Below are 19369 nucleotides of genomic sequence, written 5' to 3'. Positions count from 1 at the left end.
GTTTGGGTTTATAGTCGGGACGGGCTAGAAACCCATCCCACAAATCCTGCAAGGATTGCTATAGTTATGTTAGTAAAAATCTTGTGGGGTGGGCATCTTGCCCGCCCCCAAAGTCAAAATTAAATGCAGTACAGCTTAATAGCTAACAAGAACCTACACTGCTAACTGCAAATTTGACAACTGACAACTAATGACTAATGACTAATGACTAATGACTAATTCAAAACCATATCCATCAAAATTTGCTGAGAGCTCACCTCCGGGCAATTAGCAGGCGGCCGCCGCTGAGAGTAGTGTCCGGAGGGCTGCAAATCCCAAGCTTGGCGGTTGTCAGCCAGCATTACACCCAAAATTTCTTGCAATTCCTTAGCAATTGTCGGGTCTTCCACTTGAACGATCGCCTCAACCCGTCTGGTGAGATTGCGCTGCATCCAGTCAGCAGAACCAATATACACCTCTTCGTCGCCACCGTTGAAAAAATAAAACATCCGAGAATGCTCTAAAAAGCGGCCGATAATACTGATAACTCGGATATTTTCGCTAACACCCTCAACGCCGGGACGCAAACAGCAAATCCCCCGAATAATCAAATCAATTTTAACTCCCGCTTGCGAAGCTTCGTACAAAGCAACAATGATTTGAGGGTCAACTAAAGCGTTCATTTTAGCGACAATGCGGCCACAGCTACCGATGCCGCCTTCGGCCTGCAAGCGGCAGAATTCTGCCTCGCGGCGGATTAAAGCTAAAAATCGATCGCGCATATTGACCGGTGCCACCAATAATTTGCGATAAGATACCTGTCGCGAATAACCAGTCAAATAATTAAACAAATCCGTCAAATCCGATCCCAAATCCTCGCGACAACTCAACAAACCCACATCGGTATACAGTCCGGCTGTTTTGGGATTGTAATTGCCAGTGCCGATGTGGACATAGCGGCGGATGTACCCGTCCTCGCGACGCACTACCATCACAATTTTGGTGTGGGTTTTGAGTCCCACCAAACCGTAAACTACGTGGACTCCAGCTTGTTCTAACTTGCGAGCCCAATTAATATTATTTTCTTCGTCAAACCTAGCTTTGAGCTCTACTAAAACGGCTACCTGCTTGCCGTTTTCCGCAGCTTGAATTAAGGCGCTGACGATCGGCGAATCACCAGAAGTGCGGTATAAAGTCATCTTAATCGCTAACACGGAGCGATCGTGCGCCGCCTCAGTAATAAACCGCTGCACCGTCGCCGCAAACGAGTGATAGGGATGATGCAGCATCAAATCCCCCTGCCGGATGGTGGTGAAAATATCCTCGCCCTCTTCAGCATCCAACCTCGATTTGTCTAAAATCCTTGCCGATTCCGAGTTCCGCAAGCGTGGTGGCACAACCGGAGTCCAAGGCGGGTCTTTCAGTTCCGGCACCGGCAGCCCCACAAAAGACATCAAATCCTTGAGGCCTAGCAGCCCCTCTACGACGTAAACATCTTGCTCACCGAGCTCCAGCTCCTCCATCAGCATATCTCGCAGCGCAGGGGGCATAATCGCTTGAATTTCCATCCGCACCGCAGAACCTCCAAACCGACGCTTGCGGAGCTCCTGTTCTATTGCCAGCAGCAAATCCTCTGCCTCATCTTCCTCCACGGTCAAATCGGAATTGCGAGTAATGCGGAACGGGTGATATTCCTCTACGTCCATCCCCGGAAACAAAGCTTCTAAATTGTGGGCAATCACCTGTTCTAGGGGGACGCCAGTCCAAACCGGAGATTTGCCCCTCTGCTGCCACTGCAAATCCCCCGGTAGTGGCACAAACCTCGGTAAAACCTGCGGTACTTTGACGCGGGCAAATAATTCTTCCCGCGTGTCCGGGTCTCTGACTACTACTGCTAAATTGAGGCTGAGATTGGAAAGGTAGGGGAATGGGTGGCTGGGGTCAACTGCTAGGGGAGTGAGTACGGGAAATACTTGTTCTTTGAAGTAGCGGTGCAAGTAATTGCGCTGTTCTTGATTGAGGTCAATGTAGTCGAGAATGTAGATTTCGCTTGCTGCTAGTTTCGGCCGCAGGGTTTGCTCAAAATACGAGTGCTGCTGAGTAACCATCGGCAAAAGCCGCTTGTTAAGGGCATCTAGCTGTTGTTGGGGCGTGCGGCCGTCGGAGGTTAATTTGCTGACTTTTGCGTGTACTTGTTGTTTGAGGGCGCCCACGCGCACCATAAAATATTCGTCTAGGTTGGAGCTAAAAATAGCGAGAAATTTGAGTCTTTCTAGGAGGGGCGTGCGGGGGTCGAGGGCTTCGTGGAGCACGCGGTTATTGAATTCTAGCCAGCTTTGTTCTCGGTTGAAGTAGTATTGGGGGTCGCTGAGGTTGATTTCAGTGTAGGTTTTGGCGGGGGTCTTTTTTGGCTTGGGCATGGTTTGAGGGAGTCTTTGGGAGGCTCGGTGATGGCATCTCTAGAAATAGTATTGTAGGTTAAAGGATTTGTTCGCATCTGCTTTTGGTCGATCGCACGTTTTTGTGATTCCTGTAGGGAAACGGCAATGCCCTTCTTCGTGTCAACTTAAGACTCCAACCTTTGAGAAATCTCATTTTTACCCGAATCTAGATCCCCCTAAATCCCCCTGATTGTTGGGGAGTAGGGGTTGACTTTGAGAAGAATCTTGTCCCCCCCTTCGTAGGGGCGGTGCGACCCCTACTCCCCGTGCCCGCCCTTGGCGCCGGGGGGATCGGGATTTAATAGTCAAACAGCAGTCTGTGACTGGGTTTGAAGTTAAGTGGACACCAAGGGCATTGCCGTGTCCGGCCCCTGAATCACGAACCAATCCCCCCAATCCAATTCCGCACCCCATCCAACAAATCATCTCCATCCACCCGAAAACCTGTTAACGGCAATTCCAGCGGTGGGTTAAGCGTGCCATGCTTGATAAAAATCTGGGTAAGTCATATTTTCGGCACACTCCCAGATGACTCCGTGACATCTTTCATTCCGACCAAAATCATTTTTGTAGATTTCCGAAGTTAGGCGACTTTTCAAACCTGAGACTGCGGTGGCGAAGTGTTTACCTTTCATAATTTCCAGTAAGCTATCTGCCGGGTCAAAAATAGAATATTCAGGGTGATAATTAGGAATCAACTCTATTAAAGTCACGATCGCAACTGGGTGATATTTCTCTATTTTCCCTAAGCTAGATGCCGCTCGACACCGGGTATCTGCATCACGTGAATTGCGGATGAAATCGACTAAAGTGGCGATCGCAACTGGGTTATTTTTGTCTATTTCCCTCAAATATTCTGCCGCTTGAAGCCGGGTCAGTTCATCACCTGAAGTGCGGATTAACTCGATGAAAGCGGCGATCGCAACTGGGTTATTTTTGCCTATTCTTTTTAATTTATTTCCCAATTCCCACAGATGATATGCATTCGGAGAAGTGCCAAGCAACTCGACTAAAGTGGAGATAGCCTCTGGGTTATTGTTATCTATTTCCCCTAAGCTAGATACCGCTTGAAGCCGGGTATATTCACCTTGAGAAGTACCGAGCAACTCGACTAAAGCGGAGATTGCCTCTGGGTTATTTTTGCCTATTGCCCCTAAGCTTTTTATTGCTTGACACCGGGTACTTTCAGCACCGGAATTGCGGATTAACTCGACTAAAGCGGCGATCGCAACTGGGTTATTTTTGCCTGTTTTACCTAAGCTATCTGCCGCTGACCAACGGGTTTTTTCATTGGAATTGCGGCTTAACTCGACTAAAGCGCTGATTGCAACTGGGTTATCTTTATCTATTTTCCCTAAGCATTCTGCCGCTCGCCACCGAGTAACTTTTTTATTACGTGAAGTGCGGATTAACTCGACTAAAGCAGCAATCGCAACTGGGTTATTTTTGCCGATTCTTGCTAATTTTACTGCTGCTTGATAACGAGTATCTTTAGGACGGTAGTTGCGGAGTGACTCCAATAAAGTTTCGATCGCTACCGGGTTATCTTTGTCTATCCTACCTAAAATTTCTGCCGCTCGCTCTTGGGTAACTTTATGATATGAAGTGCGAATTAACTCGACTAAAGCGGCGATCGCAACTGGATTATTTTTCCCTATTTTCACTAAGCTATATGCCAATATTATACAAGTAGGTACGTTGTACCGACAGTAATGCGGGTAGAAATGGTTATGATCTGAAGTGCGGATTAGTTCTACTAAAGCTGCAATCGCTTCTGGGCTATCTTTGCCTATTTTTCCCAAGCTATATGCCACTTGCTTCCCGGTCTTTTTCTCAACTGACTTGCGGAGTAACTCGACTAAAGTGGCGATCGCAACTGGGTTATTTTTTTCTATTTTTCCTAAGCTCTCTGCCGCTACACACCGGGTATGTTCATCCTGAGAAGTACCGATTAATTCGACTAAAGCGGCGAGCGCGTCTGGGCAATTTTTGCCAATTTCCCCTAAGCTTTTTGTCGCTCGCCTCCGGGTATATTCATCACCTGAATTGCGGATTAACTCGACTAAAGCGGAACCCGCCTTTTCCCGATCCGTCTCTTTCAGAACTTCCCTTGCTCTATCGACAATTGGATCGAGAAATGTCCGCCAATCCTGTTTTTGCTTATTAAAATAACCAAATCCCCAAATAACAATCTGCGACACAATCTCATCAGCCAGACTACTATCTTTAAACTCAGCAATCCCCGCAGCCGCTAGAAAATATGCCCGATATCCATAAAATTTATCCCACCCAACCTTAAACTTAACCAACGCTTTAATAAACCCTTCCTTCTCTTCCTTCCCTACCTCCTCACGCCCCAACCACAGCAAAATAACCTCCTTCCACTGCTTCTCAAAAATGCGATACCTAGCATCAGGATGTTGCGGATTCTTAGGAATATGATTCAAGAAAAAGTGCCAATCCTCAACCGCCAACGCCGCAAAATATTCCTGAAACGTCGGATGGTAAAAAGCATAAATCCCTTCCAGCGTCTCCCCATCCCTCGCCACTAAATTCAGCCAACCCAAACGACAAGCTAACTCAAACTGCGATGCACCCATCACCCGATATCCCACACTTTCTCGCAACTGAAACCGCGCAGTTTCATTTAACATCCCTGAAAGTGCCAATTTCCCCAAAGCCACATTCAATTCCTGCTGCTGAATCCAATTCAGGCGCGGTTTTTCCCACTGATAAAAAGTTGTCACAAACCCTTGATAAAGCTTCGCCTTAGTATCCGGTAAATCCCCATCCACCGACTGCCAAGTGCCGCACAATAGCGAACATCTCAGGGGATTTTTCACTAAATCTCGAATTCGCTCTTTTCCTGATGCTGCTAATGCTTCCCGTAGCTGTTGAGAAAGATCCCCCCCAGCAGAGGGCGGACACGGGGGAGGAGAGGGCGGGCACGGGGGCACCGCCCCTACGTCGAGGGGATCTGTAGGGGCGGTGCCCCCGTGCCCGCCCCTGGGGGTTCCAAACCATTTATCAATAAACATTTCCACCTGTTCGGGATAGGAAAACTCCAGAGTGCGATAAGTATCAAAAGTATCTAACGCAGTGCCGATCGCATCCCAAGCATTCTGCCGACAACTTAGCACAATTCGCGCCTTTTGAATACAGCCGCCGGTTCTAATTTGCCGCTCAATTTCCGCCAAAGGATTGCCATCTCCCACCGCCATCTCATCCGCCCCATCCAACACCAACCAAACGCGCTCAGCATTAAACTGTGCTAAAAAATCATCCTTAATTTCCGCAGTCGCCTCAGCCTTCCCAATTCTATTAATAGCCGCCAGCAGCCAATTGTCAAATAAATAGGTTTCTAATTCCTTCCCCTGCAAATCAGCCAAGGATACCCAAATTACAATGGCCTCGGAAATGCCCGCCGCTACCCAATTCGCAATCTGCCGCAACAGCGTTGTTTTCCCCGCCCCCGGTTCCCCAATAATTCCTAACCGCTTCCCATCGCTTTTTGGGCTACTTCCTTGCTGGATAACTTGCTCAAGAAACTCGCTGTGTTCAAATTTTTGAGTAACTTCTTTTTCCCGGTACAAATCCGAACCTTCCTCAGCCGCAACATCCTCGCGTCGCTGAGTCACTTTCTGCCGTTCCACCAATCCCAGCGGCACATAAACATCATCTATTTGATGGTTGCCAAAAGTTAGCTGGTTGCTACTCAGTCGCTGCTGTTCTTTCTCGTCTAATATCTGCTGGCAAATAGCTTGCCAGTCAATCGGCACGTAAGCAATCTGGCTCTTTTCAACTATCTCCTCAAGCAAAGCCTTTAGCTGTTCAATCAAAGCGTGAGTTTCGGCGGTTTGGGTATCATTCCGCGTTAAACTTTGCGCTGTAAAAATCTGGAATACCTTTTCATTGTCCTTGATTTCCTCGGCAAAGTATGCAGAGACTAAGCTAAACAAATTTTCGGTTAATTTAGCTTGATAAAGAGTGACTTCACAATCTTTTAGTGCAATTTCCAGCAGTTTACTTTCAACTTCTTGAAAGCGATTTTGGCTGAACTCGTTTCGGGAAGTTAGCAGCAATTCTATCTCATCTAAACCTTCTATTGGAATACCAGAAGGGGCTGTTTCTTTGTTAACCTGCTTTAATTCAGATTTTAACTGCTTATTCTTCTTATCTAGCCATTCTAAATAAGGACGGTCTTGAGGCAAGTAAATAACGATTGCTTTAGAAGCCCTGCGAGACGGCTCAACCAATTCTTTATAACATTCTGAGGCGATTTGTTGCTGAGCTTTCAGGAAAGAACGTTTCAGGGCTTTTTCTAAATCGTGATTGACAATTTTACCATTTCGTGATAGCTTCTTTACTCCCTTCAAACAGAGGTGCTTGACTGCATCATTGGCTTGAGTGCCCACTATCCCATCGAAAGCGACCTTCAGAAGACCTCCCAATATCGCAGCTTCTAGCATTTAACGGTTCTCCTAATTTCAGGCTCCAAGCGGGTTACTTTAATGATAGGCGATCGACTTTGGTTGCGGGCGATCAACCTATGCTAAAATCATCACATCAAAACTTCGATCGTCCGATCAAAAGTCGATCGCTACCACATTGAATTTAGGCAAAACGTTCAACTATTTTTCGAGGATTACCACGAAATCCTCAATCATCACATCAAAGGTGCGAGCCAACTTGTGGACTGCTGCAAAGTCAACCATTGCCATACCCTGAGAACGGGCATAATTGCTAATCGTACTGTAGCCCACGCCCGATCGCTCCGCAACTTCCTTGAGCGTCCATCCCTTCTCGGCCGCCAACTCTCGAACCCGCAACCTGACTAAGCCTTTGCTCATATTCACTATTTACAAAATTTTGGATTTAGTATAATATATCAAAAAGCGATCGCCCCGGTCATTCGATTTTAGATTTTAGATTTTAGATTTTAGATTTACTCTAAAGATGAATCTGGAAGCTTGAACGTTAGTCGAAAATTTTGCGCCTCTCATGGCAGAAGTCGGGGCTTGTCTCCGTTTTGCGGCGGAGTCAAGGAAACTAAAGACGATCGCCAGTTCAAATTAATCCCGACAGATTATTTCTGTCGATCGCACTTAGCAGAGATAGATTTACCTACTACCACCAGATGCAACTACAATGATATCAGAAAATCAGCTAAGATCATCAGCGATCGGCGCATCAAAAATTATTCACAAATCGTCGATCGTCAATCCGCGATCGAGATTTGTCACCGAAGAAACAGTAGCACTCCTGTTCAACATATCACCCGAACAGATATACCGGATCGAATGCTGCCACAACGTGGTGTACGTTCATGCCAAAGGCCTGAGTCGATTTGTCAGCTACGCGGATTTTCCGCCAATCCTAGAAGTAAAACGGCCCTGTGCTCAAGATTTTGTCGCATGGTACAAACGCTGGAAACGGACACAAGCACCAGATTTTTGGACTAAATTCTATACGTACAACTTCAAAGCGGCTGTTTCAGTTGACAGCTTGCTGGAGTGGGGTAAATTAGTCGCTACAGTTAAATCGGTAATTTCTGCCTCAGCGCTGCAACAGCTACGAGATGTTTACGCTCAAGAAAAAACATTGATGGAAAATTTTTAAAGCAGGCGGGGCGGGTAAACCCGCAATTGTTGGCGGGAGCATCTCAATGAAAGCAGCAAAGCTCGAAATTGGAATTAGGAGTCAGGAGTCAGGAGCCAGGAGAAAAGAGTCAGAAGGAAGAAGAAAGAAGTGTTTTTGCAAATATGAGATGCTCCCATTGTTTGCCACTAGGAAGATAAATGTAAGGTGCGCTTCGGCGCACCCTACGAAATAGAGATTCCGAGCAAAACTCTTCTTTACCTTCCAATTCCCACATATTGGAAACCAGCCGCTTCTAAAGCCTTCTTGTCTAAGAAATTGCGGCCATCAATCATCACCGGATGGTTCATCAACTTGGCCATTTTATCGTAATCTAAATTGCGAAACTGTTCCCAGTCAGTCACCAAAACCAAAGCATCGCAACCGTCTGCCAGTCTTTCCGGGTCAGTTTCTACCAAAACTCCCGACAAACCGTGACGCATCCCAGTTTGAGAAACAATCGGATCGTAAGCTTTAACTTTCGCTCCCAACCGATTCAAATTCTCGATTAAAATCAGCGCTGGAGCATCCCGCAAATCGTCAGTATCCGGCTTGAAAGTCAAACCCAAAAGTCCGACAGTTTTACCTTTGAGAATCTTCAAAACGTGCTGCAACTTTTCAATAGCAATGAACCGCTGGCGTTGGTTAACTTCGACTGCCGCTTTCAGCAAATGCGCTTCGTAACCGTAATCGTCAGCAGTGTGAACTAAAGCCGAGACATCTTTGGGGAAACAAGAACCGCCCCAACCAATGCCAGCTTGCAGAAACTTGTTGCCAATCCGTGAATCTAAACCGATACCTCGGGACACTTGACTAACATCTGCACCGACGCGATCGCAAATATTAGCAACTTCATTAATAAAGCTAATCTTCGTAGCCAAAAAAGCATTAGCTGCGTACTTAATCATCTCTGCTGAACTGATATCAGTCATCACCACAGGAACTTCCGGCAAAGACTGATTTTCTGCAAACTTGCGATCGACAATCGGCCGGTATAACTGTAGCATCAGATCCATAGCCCGCCGAGAATTGCTGCCGAGAACAATGCGATCGGGATTAAAAGTATCGAAAACAGCACAGCCCTCCCGCAAAAACTCCGGGTTGCTAACCACATCAAATTGAACACCTTTTTTTGCTGCTACTTCCTCACCAGTAACCTCGTCACCGCTGTGAGGTTTTTGACGTTCTGCTAAACCGTCTAGTACAATTCTTCGCACCCAGTCCCCGGAACCGATGGGCACTGTAGATTTATTGACAATGACTTTGTAATCGCCATCGAGGTGAGCTCCAATTCCACGAGCAACCGCTTCCACGTAGCGAGTATCGCTTTCTCCAGTAGGCAAAGGAGGCGTCCCCACGGCAATAAACAAAATATCCCCGTGAGACACTCCCGCTGCTAAATCCGAAGTAAATTCTAGATTGCCCGACGCAGATGCAGAAGACATTAATTCAGACAGTCCAGGTTCAAAAATAGGCGACTGTCCAGACTTCATTAATTTAACTTTTTCTTCGTTGTTGTCTACGCAAATCACGTGGTGGCCGATGTGGGCCAAACAAGTGCCGGTGACTAAGCCAACATATCCTGTACCGATGACACAAACTTGCATACAAATGTCCTCAAAGCTAGTAAATAAATCAGGTAGGAATTGGGAATCGGGAATTGGGAATCGGGAATTGGGAATTGGGAATTGGGAATCGGGAATTGGGAATCTTTTTCCCATCCCCCCCTCTCCCAGTCTCCCCCTCTCCCACTCTCTACTTTTGGTTTCCCTCGATGCGATCGCGAAAATCCTTTATAGTCAACTCTAAACCTTGATCCAGCGGCACAGTTGGCTCCCACCCCAACCAATTTTTAGCACGAGTAATATCCGGTTGTCGCTGTTTTGGATCGTCTTCCGGCAGCGGTTTAAAGATAATTTCTGCCCCTGGATTAATCGTGTTTTGAATTTTTTGTGCCAGTTCCAATATAGTGTATTCGCCGGGATTCCCCAAATTCATCGGCCCGATTTTGTCGCTATTCATCAAACGAATAAATCCTTCCACCAAATCAGAAACGTAGCAAAAACTCCGCGTTTGGGAACCGTCGCCGTATACTGTCAGCGGTTGATTCCGCAAAGCTTGAGCAATAAAATTGCTGACTACTCTGCCGTCATTTTCCAACATCCGCGGGCCATAGGTATTGAAGATTCGCACAACTCGAATGTCTACACCATTTTGACGGTGGTAATCAAAAGATAGGGTTTCAGCTACTCGCTTCCCTTCGTCATAACACGATCTGATCCCGATACAATTAACGTTGCCGCGATAATCTTCTGTTTGTGGATGTACGTCAGGATCTCCGTACACTTCGGAAGTGGAAGCCAGAAAGAATCTTGCTTTTACCCGTTTAGCCAATCCCAACATATTCATCGTGCCGATGACGTTTGTTTTAATTGTCTTGACAGGGTTGTACTGATAGTGTATAGGGGAAGCGGGACAAGCCAGATGGTAAATCTGATCTACTTCTAACCGAATCGGTTCCGTGATGTCGTGGCGGATCAGCTCAAAATACGGGTTGTCCAACCATTTGAGGATATTGCGTTTAGTCCCGGTGTAAAAATTATCCAGGCAGACTACCTCATGTCCTTGGGCCATTAAGCGATCGATTAGGTGGGAACCGAGGAAACCCGCACCGCCTGTGACTAAAATTCTCATTGTGGAAACTGCCGTTCTGTTTAGGGGTAGGACTGGAGTACAAAAATTCAGTCGCTCGAATGAAACTTACTAATAGAATAACAAAATTGCGATCGACGATGTAAACACTTATGCGTCACCTTTATTAAATCTTTAATTAACTTAGCATTTGCCAATACTTTGAACAAAGTGCTATAATTCGCAAATGTCAGCTAGCAATTTTTAGTGAAGCTTCAATATTTTCGCAAAAATACTGTTGACAATAATTCACTTTTGAGTTAATAGGTATTAATTGTTTGTTTGTTGTGATTGGTGAGGCGATCGCTTCTGTCTTGAGTTATCTAAGAAAAGGCTGATTCCCTAGGTATGGCTACGCTTCACGGGCTTGTTTGAGAATAGGTTAATCCAGTTTATGTAAACAGGGCTGACGCGCGTCAATCGATTTTAGATTTTAGATTTTAGATTTTAGATTGACTTGCGCGAGATAAATGCGGGGGCTTGAGGATTTTAGATTTTAGATTTTGGATTGATTCCACGGATAAATCACGTGGCGGGTACCACCTTTGAAATTCTTGGTCAGAGGCTAGAAACCTTGTTTATTCGTAGATAAAGTTGAGCAAGCAAATATTTTTCCGAGAAACCCGGTTTATTTGGCCTTAGTCGCGATCGACTAACTGCGACGACGGTAATTAGAATTATACAGTATCGCTATCCGATCGCGGTGGAATCTCAGCAGCAGTTAAAGTCACGATTATTTTTAAGAAGACTTTGGGTATTCCTGAAGTATAAATGTCTGTTGACTACCTTTAAGATTCTGTTTCATCACCCGAAGCAGACGATTATCCATTGGCTGTGTATCTTGGGTGAAAAATTCATGAAGTACCTGCACTTTGCCTGCATAGTCTCGATCGGCTTTACAAATTACAATTCCTGCATGATTTGAGGTTGTAGAATGGAGATTGATGAAATCTTGACGATTTTCTGTAATGACTACTCGCCCTGCATTTGTCGCGTACATCAAGACTTCATCATCGGGAATTTTTTGATTGGCTTGTCCAGCTTCATAGGATGTCAAAACATCATATCCACGCGCTCGCAGTAAATCAACCATTGCGATCGGAAAGTTTTCATTCGAGTAAAACTTTAGCATTTTTAGTTACTCATTTTCAGCAAGCCACAGCTCGATTTCTTCTCGGTTGTGTTCGTAATAGTTCGCAACCGCTTGCAAATCTTGAAGGGTGAGTCCTGGATAATTATAGAGAAGTTCGGATTCAGTTGCGCCCTGTTGTTGGTAGGCGATAATCGTCCAGACGGGAATGCGGGTATCGCGAATTCGCGCTGCACCGCCACAAATTCCTGGAGTTTTGTGAATGGGATTCTGAAGGGTTTGGATGAATTGTAGGGTTTGTGCTAGCAAGTCATCAGGCAGTGTTTCAATGGTTTGGAGAAGTTGTTCTTTGATGGTCATAATCGATCGCCAAAATCTCAAAGAGTTGCGGGCTTTTTAGTTAGTTCTAGAAGTGGCAAAAGCTGTTCGGGCAAGCGATTTTGCAGAGGTTCTAGACGTTGAGCCAGTTCGTCTGGAATTTGAAGGGTAATTGTTGCCATGTTTTTTAGTGACTGACGCTCTCATTGAATCCTAGCACAAGAGAAGTGCGATCGCCCCGCGCGATCGGGTAAAGGTGCGATCGCGCTTCCTGATTTTAGTCGCTTCACGCTACCAATCAGTTGAATAGCGGCAAAATTTTAGTTAGCGTTGTTATCGTCGATGTCTAGATTTTGTATTGACAGTTCTGAATCTGGTGAGGTTGGTATTCGCAAGTTGATAAAAAATACTATTTGATTTTTATCTATATTTATATTCGTTACATTAACAACACAATTTTCAGGTAATAAATCTTGGACTGGTAATTTAGCAGACGACTGAGTTTTATATCCAGCATCTTCAAGCCATTCAGCAATATTTCTCCAGTTTTCTATCTTTTCAATGCCTTTACCCACAAAGGCTTTAACGTACTTATAAATAGTGGCACACAGGTCAGTTTCAACACCCTTGGGATTCTTTTTCAGCTTTTCGGCGATTTCAGCGGGACTGAAGCCACAAAGCAACCCCCGCAGATGCAGCTTTTCTACGGGGGTGAGAGGCTTTCCCTTAACGGCGGCCAAGTCCGAGTACAGAGTTTTTAAGTCCCAGCGGCTTTCGGCTTCGACGAAGCAATCGTTTGTGGATGCCATAGATGGGTGTCTCTAAATTTCCTGATGGAATTCTAACATAACTCCTGATGAGTGTCAGTTTATTGCCAGACTCCGCTAGCGTATGATAAGTGAATGCTAAAGCGCAAATAATGAAATTTAAAAGTCAAAACCTTTGTGGGATGGCTTTTTAGCCGTGACTGACTACAGTTAGCGACCCGACAGGGGAGTAAGGCTGAACTTTGGTAAGTTTCTCGCTTTGACTCTAGTTTCGGCCACGGCCAGTAATTTTTTTAATTTATTTTCTGGGATTTTGCATAATTTTCTGGATTTGCCCCTGATAAATAAATGGGAGGCTGCAATGCGCCTTCTGCAGACTGAGTTCTTTGTGAGTGCGATCGCGACGAAAGCTTTGCTATGCAAGAGTTTTGCTTAGATAGCAAATCCCTGACTTCGCATAAATTTAGGGCGATCGCAGGATCTAAAAATACAGGCTAGCAAGTCATTTTTTCAGAAATGGAGAAAGACTTGTAGCTCGAATAGGGATAAATCTAGTATTCACACTGAGATTGCAACATGAACATTAATGGAACGTTGGCTGACGATACTCTCAATGGCACGCCCGATGCAGATTTAATATTTGGACAACAAGGCTCTGACTTAGTGTTTGGCAGTGATGGAGACGACTTAATCTACGGCAAGCAAGGAGATGACAAGCTATACGGTAATGAAGGTAATGATACCGCCTACGGTGGCAAAGGTAACGATACAGTTTACGGCGGCAAAGGTGACGATCGGCTGTTTGCTAATGCTGGAGATAACTTGATATACGGCAACGAAGGCGAGGATACAGTTGATGGCGGAATAGATAACGATACAGTTTACGGTGGTAAAGGTAATGACAGCTTGTTTGGCAACTTCGGGAATGACATTCTCTATGGAGATAACGGAGCCGATACCTTAACTGGGGGGAATGGTAACGACACTTTTTTTATTGGTAAAAATACTGGGGGTTCAGAGCTTTCTGATGCCGATTTCATTGTTGATTATACAGAGGGTGAGGATGTAATTCAGTTAAGGAACGATCTTGCCTTTGATGACCTCAAGATTTATGTGGGCACAGGGGTTAATGCTGGCTACACAATTATTCAGGATGACTTAACAAGGCAATATTTGGCCGTTTTGGAGGGTGACGCCAGATTGACTATTGCTGATTCTAATGGGATTGTGAGTCTGACGCCTGCGCCTTTGCTGACTCCGACGCCTGTGACGACTCCGACGCCTGCACCGACACCTGCACCGACACCTGCGCCTGTGACGACTCCGACGCCTGCGCCTGTGACGACTCCGACGCCTGCGCCGACACCTGTGACGACTCCGACACCGGAGCCGAAGCCTTCAATCACCCCAAGTGCAACGACTCCGACGCCTGTGACGACTGCGACACCTGTGACGACTCCGACGCCTGTAGTCACAACGCCGACGCCTGTGACGACTCCGACGCCTGTAGTCACAACTCCGACACCTGTGACGACTCCGACGCCTGTAGTCACAACTCCGACGCCTGTAGTCACAACGCCGACGCCTGTAACGACTCCGACGCCTGTAGTCACAACTCCGACACCTGTGACGACTCCGACGCCTGTAGTCACAACTCCGACACCTGTGACGACTCCGACGCCTGTGACGACTCCGACGCCTGTGACGACTCCGACGCCTGTGACGACTCCGACGCCTGTGACGACTCCGACGCCACAGAAGTTCGACATTCAATTCGACTATCGTTTTGATAAGAGCGGGTTTTTCAATGACCCGGCACGGAGGGCTGCTTTGGAAGCGGCTGCTGACAACTGGGAGAAGTTCATTCAAAATGATTTGCCTGATGTCCCTGCTGGAATCAAAGGCCAGGTAACAGATCCTCAAACAGGACAAATTCAGGAAATTGATCTCCCTAAAATTGATGATTTACTCTTCTTTGTTGGCGCTACATCTCCAGTATTTGCTGCAGGTAATCCCAACCCCGGGGCTATGGTAGAAAATGTTACCCTGCTAGAAAATTCAAGTATTTTCACTGCTCGACCAGGACTGTTGGCAGCAAGTATCTCTTTTAACACGGCTATCAATTGGTTTTTTGACCCGACGCCCGAAACAGATAACGACATTCCAGCAGGGCAAGAAGACTTTATTAACGTTTCCGTGCATGAAATGGGACATACCCTCGGCTTAGTTTACGGTAACAAGATTGTCACGATCGGCGGGGAAAGATTTTTTGATGGTCCCAACACCAGGAAAGTCAATGGTGGCAATCTTATCCCACTCGAACTCAACTCGGGTCATATCAAGGAAGGCTTTTTGATTGATGGTAAACCACCTATTATGGACCCAAGTGGCTATGGTGGCAGGATACCTACAAACGCTGACTTGGCAATTTTGGCAGATATTGGCTACCAAATTGCTAGCCTGCCAGGTTTTATATCTCAAGCTTTACCGCCCCTTGTCAGTGAAGGGGACGATACCATTTTTGGCACGAGTGTGGCTGATACTCTGGAGGGTTTAGGTGGAAACGACTTTCTTTACGGACAGGGGGGGAATGATACTCTACTTGGTGGCGCTGGCAACGACAATCTTTATGGAAGTACGGGAAGTGATTTACTCAACGGAGGTTCTGGCAACAATTATCTGTTGGGTGGTCAAGATGAGGATACGTTTTTCTTTGACGCGACAACAGGACAAGATACTATCGGTGATTTTGTGGTAGCTGATGACAAAATCCAGGTATCTGCTACTTTTGGATTGACTGTAGACAATCTTGTAGCGCAAGCTAACAGCACTCAACGACTCATCACTCTCAATTCCGGTCAAACTATTCAGCTTTTTGTACCGCCTGCTTCCTTGACTTCCTTGACTGCCGCGAATTTCATCGTCCTCTAATTTAGTTAGTCGTCAGATAAGTTTAGAATTAAAGCGATCGCCCTTAATCTCCAAAAGTGCGATCGCCCTTTCCATTCACCAAAAGTAATTTTCCATGATTTAATTAAAATAGCCAACTATTTTTTACTATAAAATAAAAGGCATCCTCCAAAATACAAGTGGCAAATAACATACCTAGATTACTTCCAGGTGAAAGCACAGTCGGACAATTTGGCGACTTGAACAAAAGTCGCCGCACCGGAGACAACCTTACACCCCACCATATTCCATCCGATGCTTATATGAAACAAATAGGAATCTCTGGTTACACTAGAAACAAGGGTATTGCTATCTTGATGGAACAGCCATATCCGGGAAGGGGTGGTCGTCATCGGCGTACACAATCCTATGGACAAAGACCAGACTTTAGTCTATCACCCCGGCAAGCTCTAGCTCGTGCGGTGTGGGATGTGCGATCGATTTATCGCCAAGATCGGCTGTATACACCACAAATTAGGCGGAATTTACAACAAGTCATCAAACAAAACAAACTGGCATGGCCGGGTAATTTTGAGAAAGTGGGAGAAATAAGATGAACGTTACTCAATTAATAGAAACATTAAATGCTAATAAATTTATGCGCTCTGATGAGGAAGTGATGAGTTTTGAATACGCTTTAGCCGAACTTGCCCTACATCTTAACAGCGAATATTTGCCAGAACTATATCTGGTTTTAGATGACAGATGCGAACAACATGAAGTCATGTATGGTCTGATTCATTTTCTGGAGTCTTTTGAACTCAAAGACCAGTTGCAGGCTTTTATTGATAGCATAGACCGGATGATTGTTAATGCTAAAGAATGGACAATGATTCTAATTTATGGAATCCTCAATCAGGATTTAGCCCGGAATTTATATAGCCAGATGTTACATTCTACCGATTCTCAAAATCGGAATTTAGGTACGCATTTGCTGCGCGAAATAGCTGCTAATGAATCCCCTCCTTTATCTTCCCATGCTGAGTCAGTTATTTCCAGCGCAACTGCGATCGACATTAATATTGATGAAATTCAGAGGGATCTGTCGAGCTTTCTTAAACTCATCCAAGATGGGAATATCTTGGTACTCTTGCAAGACGATCGGCCAATAGCCGAAATTAAACCTATCAAATAAGATGCAAGCCGCTCTCAGGATGAGCGATCGCCCTTAAGCTCCAAAAGTGCGATCGCCCTCCTCAAATTAGTTAATGGTATAATCATCGATCGCATACCATGCAGGAGTAAACCACTTATTTTGAATAATGGCACAGATACTTCTGAAGACACTCCAGAAGTTGTAGAACAGGATATAATAGACCAAACGATTGAAGTAGGAAGTGGTTGTGACTGGACAGGCAGTGGAGTAGAACCTCAGTGGCATAATCCCAAATCCATCAAAGCCTACGACCATATCGATCGCCATCATGGCCCAAAACTGAAACCCCTTAATTTTAGAGGCAGGGCAGCATCCAAAAATCAGCCTCAAGGCCAGTGGCTAAACGATCGAGACTGGGTAAAAGCTGAACAAGTGACACCGAAATATCCCGGTTGTTACATTATAAATTTTAAGCGTTCTATTGGGAAAGTTCACTATCCAGATGGGAAAATAATTGAAAATGTTACCCATGCTTTTATTAAAAGGAAACCAGATGGAACATTCAAATCTGCTTATCCTGTTCTCAATGATGCTACGCTGTCCTCATTAGATAGGAGCGATGAAAATGAATAACTATATCAATTTTACAATCCAGTTAGAAAAACCTAATTGCGAACAATATGCTGACGCACCCGATGACTCATTAGGAGAACTTTCGCATTTTGAATTAGGTCTGAAACTATTTTGCTTTGAATGCGATCGCCCAGTATCTATAGAAATTGGTGAACAAAAAGTAAAAGTTTTTTTAGACCCCGATATCTGTATGCTCCTAGAAGATGAACTCCCCAAAAAAATTAGTGAGTTATCCCAAGGGAAACCCATCAAAATAGAATTTGTTGAAAGTGTGTGCCTTACTCTTGAATTGCAGCCATTAACCAACGATAAAATTAGCTGTAATTTCAAAGAATTTGGATATTTATCTCCACACCAGTTTACCCTAAAATCCAGAAATCAACACTTTGAACTGAATAAAACTCAAGTTATAACAGAGTTAAAGGGATTTGTCGAACAACTCATGGAAATGGCTCTAAATGGCGGCTATATCACCCGCGAAGAAAAGCAAGAATTCCTGATGCCACTCGGCGAAATTGCGCCTGCTTCGGCTATTTGTTAATTAAGTACGATCGCCCTTAATCTCCAAAAGTACGATCGCCCTTAATCTCTCAAAGTGCGCGCGAGCGTAGCTATCGCGTAGGGAATCACCCTTAATCTTACTTCCCTTAATTACAAAACAAACTCGGATCTACATGAAAGAAACTCCCCAGAATCAATGCCAGCTCTTTCCCAATATCTCCCTCACCATTAACCAATTCATACACTCTTTTTTCAGATCCAATAACTCCCACTAAGTCAGCAGGTTGTAACTCTCTTTGTTCCATCAAAAACAGCAATATTGAATTAGGAGTAGCTGTGGCTCCCGGTGCATAGTATTCTTGCTCAAATTTTTCAATTAATGCAATCAGCAATTCATATAACTCGTCTTCTTCTGGAGTGCGATCGCCCCGGTGCATCAACTCTTCCACCATAGCCAGAGCCTTCTCATTATCCGATTCATTTCTAATTATTTTCGGCTGATACTGAGACAATAACTCTTTGTATTTATCTGGATTAAAAGTAAGGGTCATTTTTCCTTAATTACTCACCCATTTCTAACTTTCCCAAAACAATTAAACTTTCTAAATCTTCCACAGCATCAGGAAGGAAATCTTGTACCGCCCTTCTTACCAACCGCAAATCAGTTTCATCAGCCCCTCCCAACATCCGCGTTAAATCCCCTATATCTATACCGCGACTAGCTTTTAGTTTCATCAAAACCAAATAAGGCAATCCGATAATTGGCAACCCATCCGGGGCATTATTTGGATTTCTAATTGCCTCTCGTACCCAAGAATCCCTTGATTCAATTACATCCAAATAAGTACCATCAGGCAATTCCCAAGTGCTGCCCCCAATGCTAAGTTCTCCCGTTCTCCTGCTACCACCTTGCTCTAATTCTCCATAAAGATTAGCAGCATCCTGAGTTAATACTAAGATATCCACATCATCGGTCATTCGTTCAGGCATATAAAGGCGAGTAGCAATCCCTCCTACTACTACAAAAAGGGTGTTTTGAATAATCGTTTTAATGTTTGTCACGGGATGATTCCAGGTTCTTTTCTTCAGAAACTCTCGACTGCTGCCACTACCGGGACGACATCTACGCAATGCAATTTCAATGTAAAGTTTTCGCCTTTGTTCGGGAAGCTTTAGATTTAACATGATTATATAGAACCCATTTGACATCTAAGAAGAGGGTGCAAGCCTTCTAATCATCAGCCTAATAAAACAAAGGTTGAGCTTG

Annotated in this window: 17 protein-coding genes; 6 read left to right on the top strand and 11 right to left on the bottom strand. The window is 45.0% G+C overall.

Features of this window, described 5'->3' with window-relative positions; translation table 11 throughout:
• Positions 1 to 215 precede the first annotated feature (215 nt).
• The 3 genes from ppk1 to QUA00_RS28835 all read right to left on the bottom strand — a co-directional run bounded on the left by ppk1 (position 216) and on the right by QUA00_RS28835 (position 7270).
• Entirely contained in the window at positions 216 to 2399 is a 2184-nt protein-coding gene (ppk1, locus tag QUA00_RS28845; RefSeq protein ID WP_333411985.1) for a polyphosphate kinase 1, read from the bottom strand.
• A gap of 491 nt (positions 2400 to 2890) precedes the next feature.
• Positions 2891 to 6889, bottom strand: a complete 3999-nt coding sequence (locus QUA00_RS28840; protein WP_333411984.1) for a HEAT repeat domain-containing protein — start codon at positions 6887 to 6889, stop codon at positions 2891 to 2893.
• Between the two features lie 162 nt (positions 6890 to 7051).
• Complete coding sequence (locus tag QUA00_RS28835) at positions 7052 to 7270, bottom strand: helix-turn-helix domain-containing protein (protein WP_006632503.1); 219 nt, start codon at positions 7268 to 7270, stop codon at positions 7052 to 7054.
• A 298-nt stretch (positions 7271 to 7568) separates the two neighbouring features.
• On the opposite strand from QUA00_RS28835, the gene QUA00_RS28830 reads away from it, so the two are divergent.
• On the top strand, positions 7569 to 8039 hold the full coding sequence (locus QUA00_RS28830) for a hypothetical protein (RefSeq protein ID WP_333411983.1): 471 nt from the start codon (positions 7569 to 7571) through the stop codon (positions 8037 to 8039).
• 236 nt (positions 8040 to 8275) lie between these two features.
• Here the strand turns inward: QUA00_RS28830 and QUA00_RS28825 are convergent, their stop codons facing one another.
• The 6 genes from QUA00_RS28825 to QUA00_RS28800 form a co-directional block, all read right to left on the bottom strand.
• Entirely contained in the window at positions 8276 to 9664 is a 1389-nt protein-coding gene (locus tag QUA00_RS28825; protein ID WP_333411993.1) for a UDP-glucose/GDP-mannose dehydrogenase family protein, read from the bottom strand.
• A 148-nt stretch (positions 9665 to 9812) separates the two neighbouring features.
• Positions 9813 to 10751: a UDP-glucuronic acid decarboxylase family protein gene (locus QUA00_RS28820; RefSeq protein WP_333411982.1), complete on the bottom strand. Its 939-nt coding sequence runs from the start codon at positions 10749 to 10751 to the stop codon at positions 9813 to 9815.
• 736 nt (positions 10752 to 11487) lie between these two features.
• A complete protein-coding gene (locus QUA00_RS28815; RefSeq protein WP_333155309.1) occupies positions 11488 to 11880 on the bottom strand; it encodes a DUF5615 family PIN-like protein in 393 nt (130 codons plus the stop codon).
• 6 nt (positions 11881 to 11886) lie between these two features.
• A complete protein-coding gene (locus QUA00_RS28810) occupies positions 11887 to 12198 on the bottom strand; it encodes a DUF433 domain-containing protein (protein WP_333104155.1) in 312 nt (103 codons plus the stop codon).
• 17 nt (positions 12199 to 12215) lie between these two features.
• Entirely contained in the window at positions 12216 to 12338 is a 123-nt protein-coding gene (locus tag QUA00_RS28805) for a hypothetical protein (RefSeq protein WP_333411981.1), read from the bottom strand.
• 138 nt (positions 12339 to 12476) lie between these two features.
• Positions 12477 to 12965 carry a helix-turn-helix domain-containing protein gene (locus QUA00_RS28800; protein WP_333411980.1) on the bottom strand — a complete coding sequence of 163 codons (489 nt, stop codon included), beginning with the start codon at positions 12963 to 12965 and terminating at the stop codon, positions 12477 to 12479.
• Between the two features lie 534 nt (positions 12966 to 13499).
• Here QUA00_RS28800 and QUA00_RS28795 point away from each other — a divergent pair.
• From QUA00_RS28795 to QUA00_RS28775, 5 genes are all read left to right on the top strand, one after another.
• Complete coding sequence (locus QUA00_RS28795) at positions 13500 to 15854, top strand: hypothetical protein (RefSeq protein WP_333411979.1); 2355 nt, start codon at positions 13500 to 13502, stop codon at positions 15852 to 15854.
• A gap of 158 nt (positions 15855 to 16012) precedes the next feature.
• Positions 16013 to 16429, top strand: a complete 417-nt coding sequence (locus QUA00_RS28790) for a hypothetical protein (RefSeq protein WP_333411978.1) — start codon at positions 16013 to 16015, stop codon at positions 16427 to 16429.
• The gene (locus tag QUA00_RS28785) at positions 16426 to 17007 is read left to right on the top strand and encodes an Imm30 family immunity protein (RefSeq protein ID WP_333411977.1); all 582 of its coding nucleotides are present in this window, start codon (positions 16426 to 16428) and stop codon (positions 17005 to 17007) included. The genes QUA00_RS28790 and QUA00_RS28785 overlap by 4 nt, the downstream gene beginning before the upstream one ends.
• 120 nt (positions 17008 to 17127) lie before the next feature.
• Positions 17128 to 17601 carry a hypothetical protein gene (locus QUA00_RS28780; protein WP_333051840.1) on the top strand — a complete coding sequence of 158 codons (474 nt, stop codon included), beginning with the start codon at positions 17128 to 17130 and terminating at the stop codon, positions 17599 to 17601.
• Entirely contained in the window at positions 17594 to 18142 is a 549-nt protein-coding gene (locus QUA00_RS28775) for a hypothetical protein (protein ID WP_333411976.1), read from the top strand. The genes QUA00_RS28780 and QUA00_RS28775 overlap by 8 nt, the downstream gene beginning before the upstream one ends.
• Positions 18143 to 18248: 106 nt before the next feature.
• Here QUA00_RS28775 and QUA00_RS28770 read toward each other — a convergent pair whose 3' ends face one another.
• Together QUA00_RS28770 and QUA00_RS28765 are read right to left on the bottom strand one after the other, a co-directional pair.
• Entirely contained in the window at positions 18249 to 18653 is a 405-nt protein-coding gene (locus QUA00_RS28770) for a transcriptional regulator (RefSeq protein ID WP_333411975.1), read from the bottom strand.
• A gap of 10 nt (positions 18654 to 18663) precedes the next feature.
• Positions 18664 to 19287 (bottom strand): hypothetical protein, encoded by a 624-nt coding sequence (locus QUA00_RS28765; RefSeq protein ID WP_333104168.1) that lies wholly within the window; start codon positions 19285 to 19287, stop codon positions 18664 to 18666.
• Positions 19288 to 19369 lie beyond the last annotated feature (82 nt).

The sequence above is a fragment of the Microcoleus sp. T2B6 genome (genome assembly GCF_036700475.1).
Classification (GTDB): Bacteria; Cyanobacteriota; Cyanobacteriia; order Cyanobacteriales; family Microcoleaceae; genus Microcoleus.
This window is presented reverse-complemented; position numbering and strand designations above follow the sequence as displayed.

Excerpts from the sequence above, each read along its gene's own strand:
- QUA00_RS28840 (WP_333411984.1), bottom strand. The coding sequence starts at position 6,889 with ATGCTAGAAGCTGCGATATTGGGAGGTCTTCTGAAGGTCGCTTTCGAT.
- QUA00_RS28835 (WP_006632503.1), bottom strand. The coding sequence starts at position 7,270 with ATGAGCAAAGGCTTAGTCAGGTTGCGGGTTCGAGAGTTGGCGGCCGAG.
- QUA00_RS28795 (WP_333411979.1), top strand. The coding sequence starts at position 13,500 with ATGAACATTAATGGAACGTTGGCTGACGATACTCTCAATGGCACGCCC.
- QUA00_RS28810 (WP_333104155.1), bottom strand. The coding sequence starts at position 12,198 with ATGACCATCAAAGAACAACTTCTCCAAACCATTGAAACACTGCCTGAT.
- QUA00_RS28785 (WP_333411977.1), top strand. The coding sequence starts at position 16,426 with ATGAACGTTACTCAATTAATAGAAACATTAAATGCTAATAAATTTATG.
- QUA00_RS28765 (WP_333104168.1), bottom strand. The coding sequence starts at position 19,287 with ATGTTAAATCTAAAGCTTCCCGAACAAAGGCGAAAACTTTACATTGAA.
- QUA00_RS28800 (WP_333411980.1), bottom strand. The coding sequence starts at position 12,965 with ATGGCATCCACAAACGATTGCTTCGTCGAAGCCGAAAGCCGCTGGGAC.
- QUA00_RS28775 (WP_333411976.1), top strand. The coding sequence starts at position 17,594 with ATGAATAACTATATCAATTTTACAATCCAGTTAGAAAAACCTAATTGC.
- QUA00_RS28770 (WP_333411975.1), bottom strand. The coding sequence starts at position 18,653 with ATGACCCTTACTTTTAATCCAGATAAATACAAAGAGTTATTGTCTCAG.
- ppk1 (WP_333411985.1), bottom strand. The coding sequence starts at position 2,399 with ATGCCCAAGCCAAAAAAGACCCCCGCCAAAACCTACACTGAAATCAAC.
- QUA00_RS28825 (WP_333411993.1), bottom strand. The coding sequence starts at position 9,664 with ATGCAAGTTTGTGTCATCGGTACAGGATATGTTGGCTTAGTCACCGGC.
- QUA00_RS28830 (WP_333411983.1), top strand. The coding sequence starts at position 7,569 with ATGATATCAGAAAATCAGCTAAGATCATCAGCGATCGGCGCATCAAAA.
- QUA00_RS28815 (WP_333155309.1), bottom strand. The coding sequence starts at position 11,880 with ATGCTAAAGTTTTACTCGAATGAAAACTTTCCGATCGCAATGGTTGAT.
- QUA00_RS28805 (WP_333411981.1), bottom strand. The coding sequence starts at position 12,338 with ATGGCAACAATTACCCTTCAAATTCCAGACGAACTGGCTCAACGTCTA.
- QUA00_RS28820 (WP_333411982.1), bottom strand. The coding sequence starts at position 10,751 with ATGAGAATTTTAGTCACAGGCGGTGCGGGTTTCCTCGGTTCCCACCTA.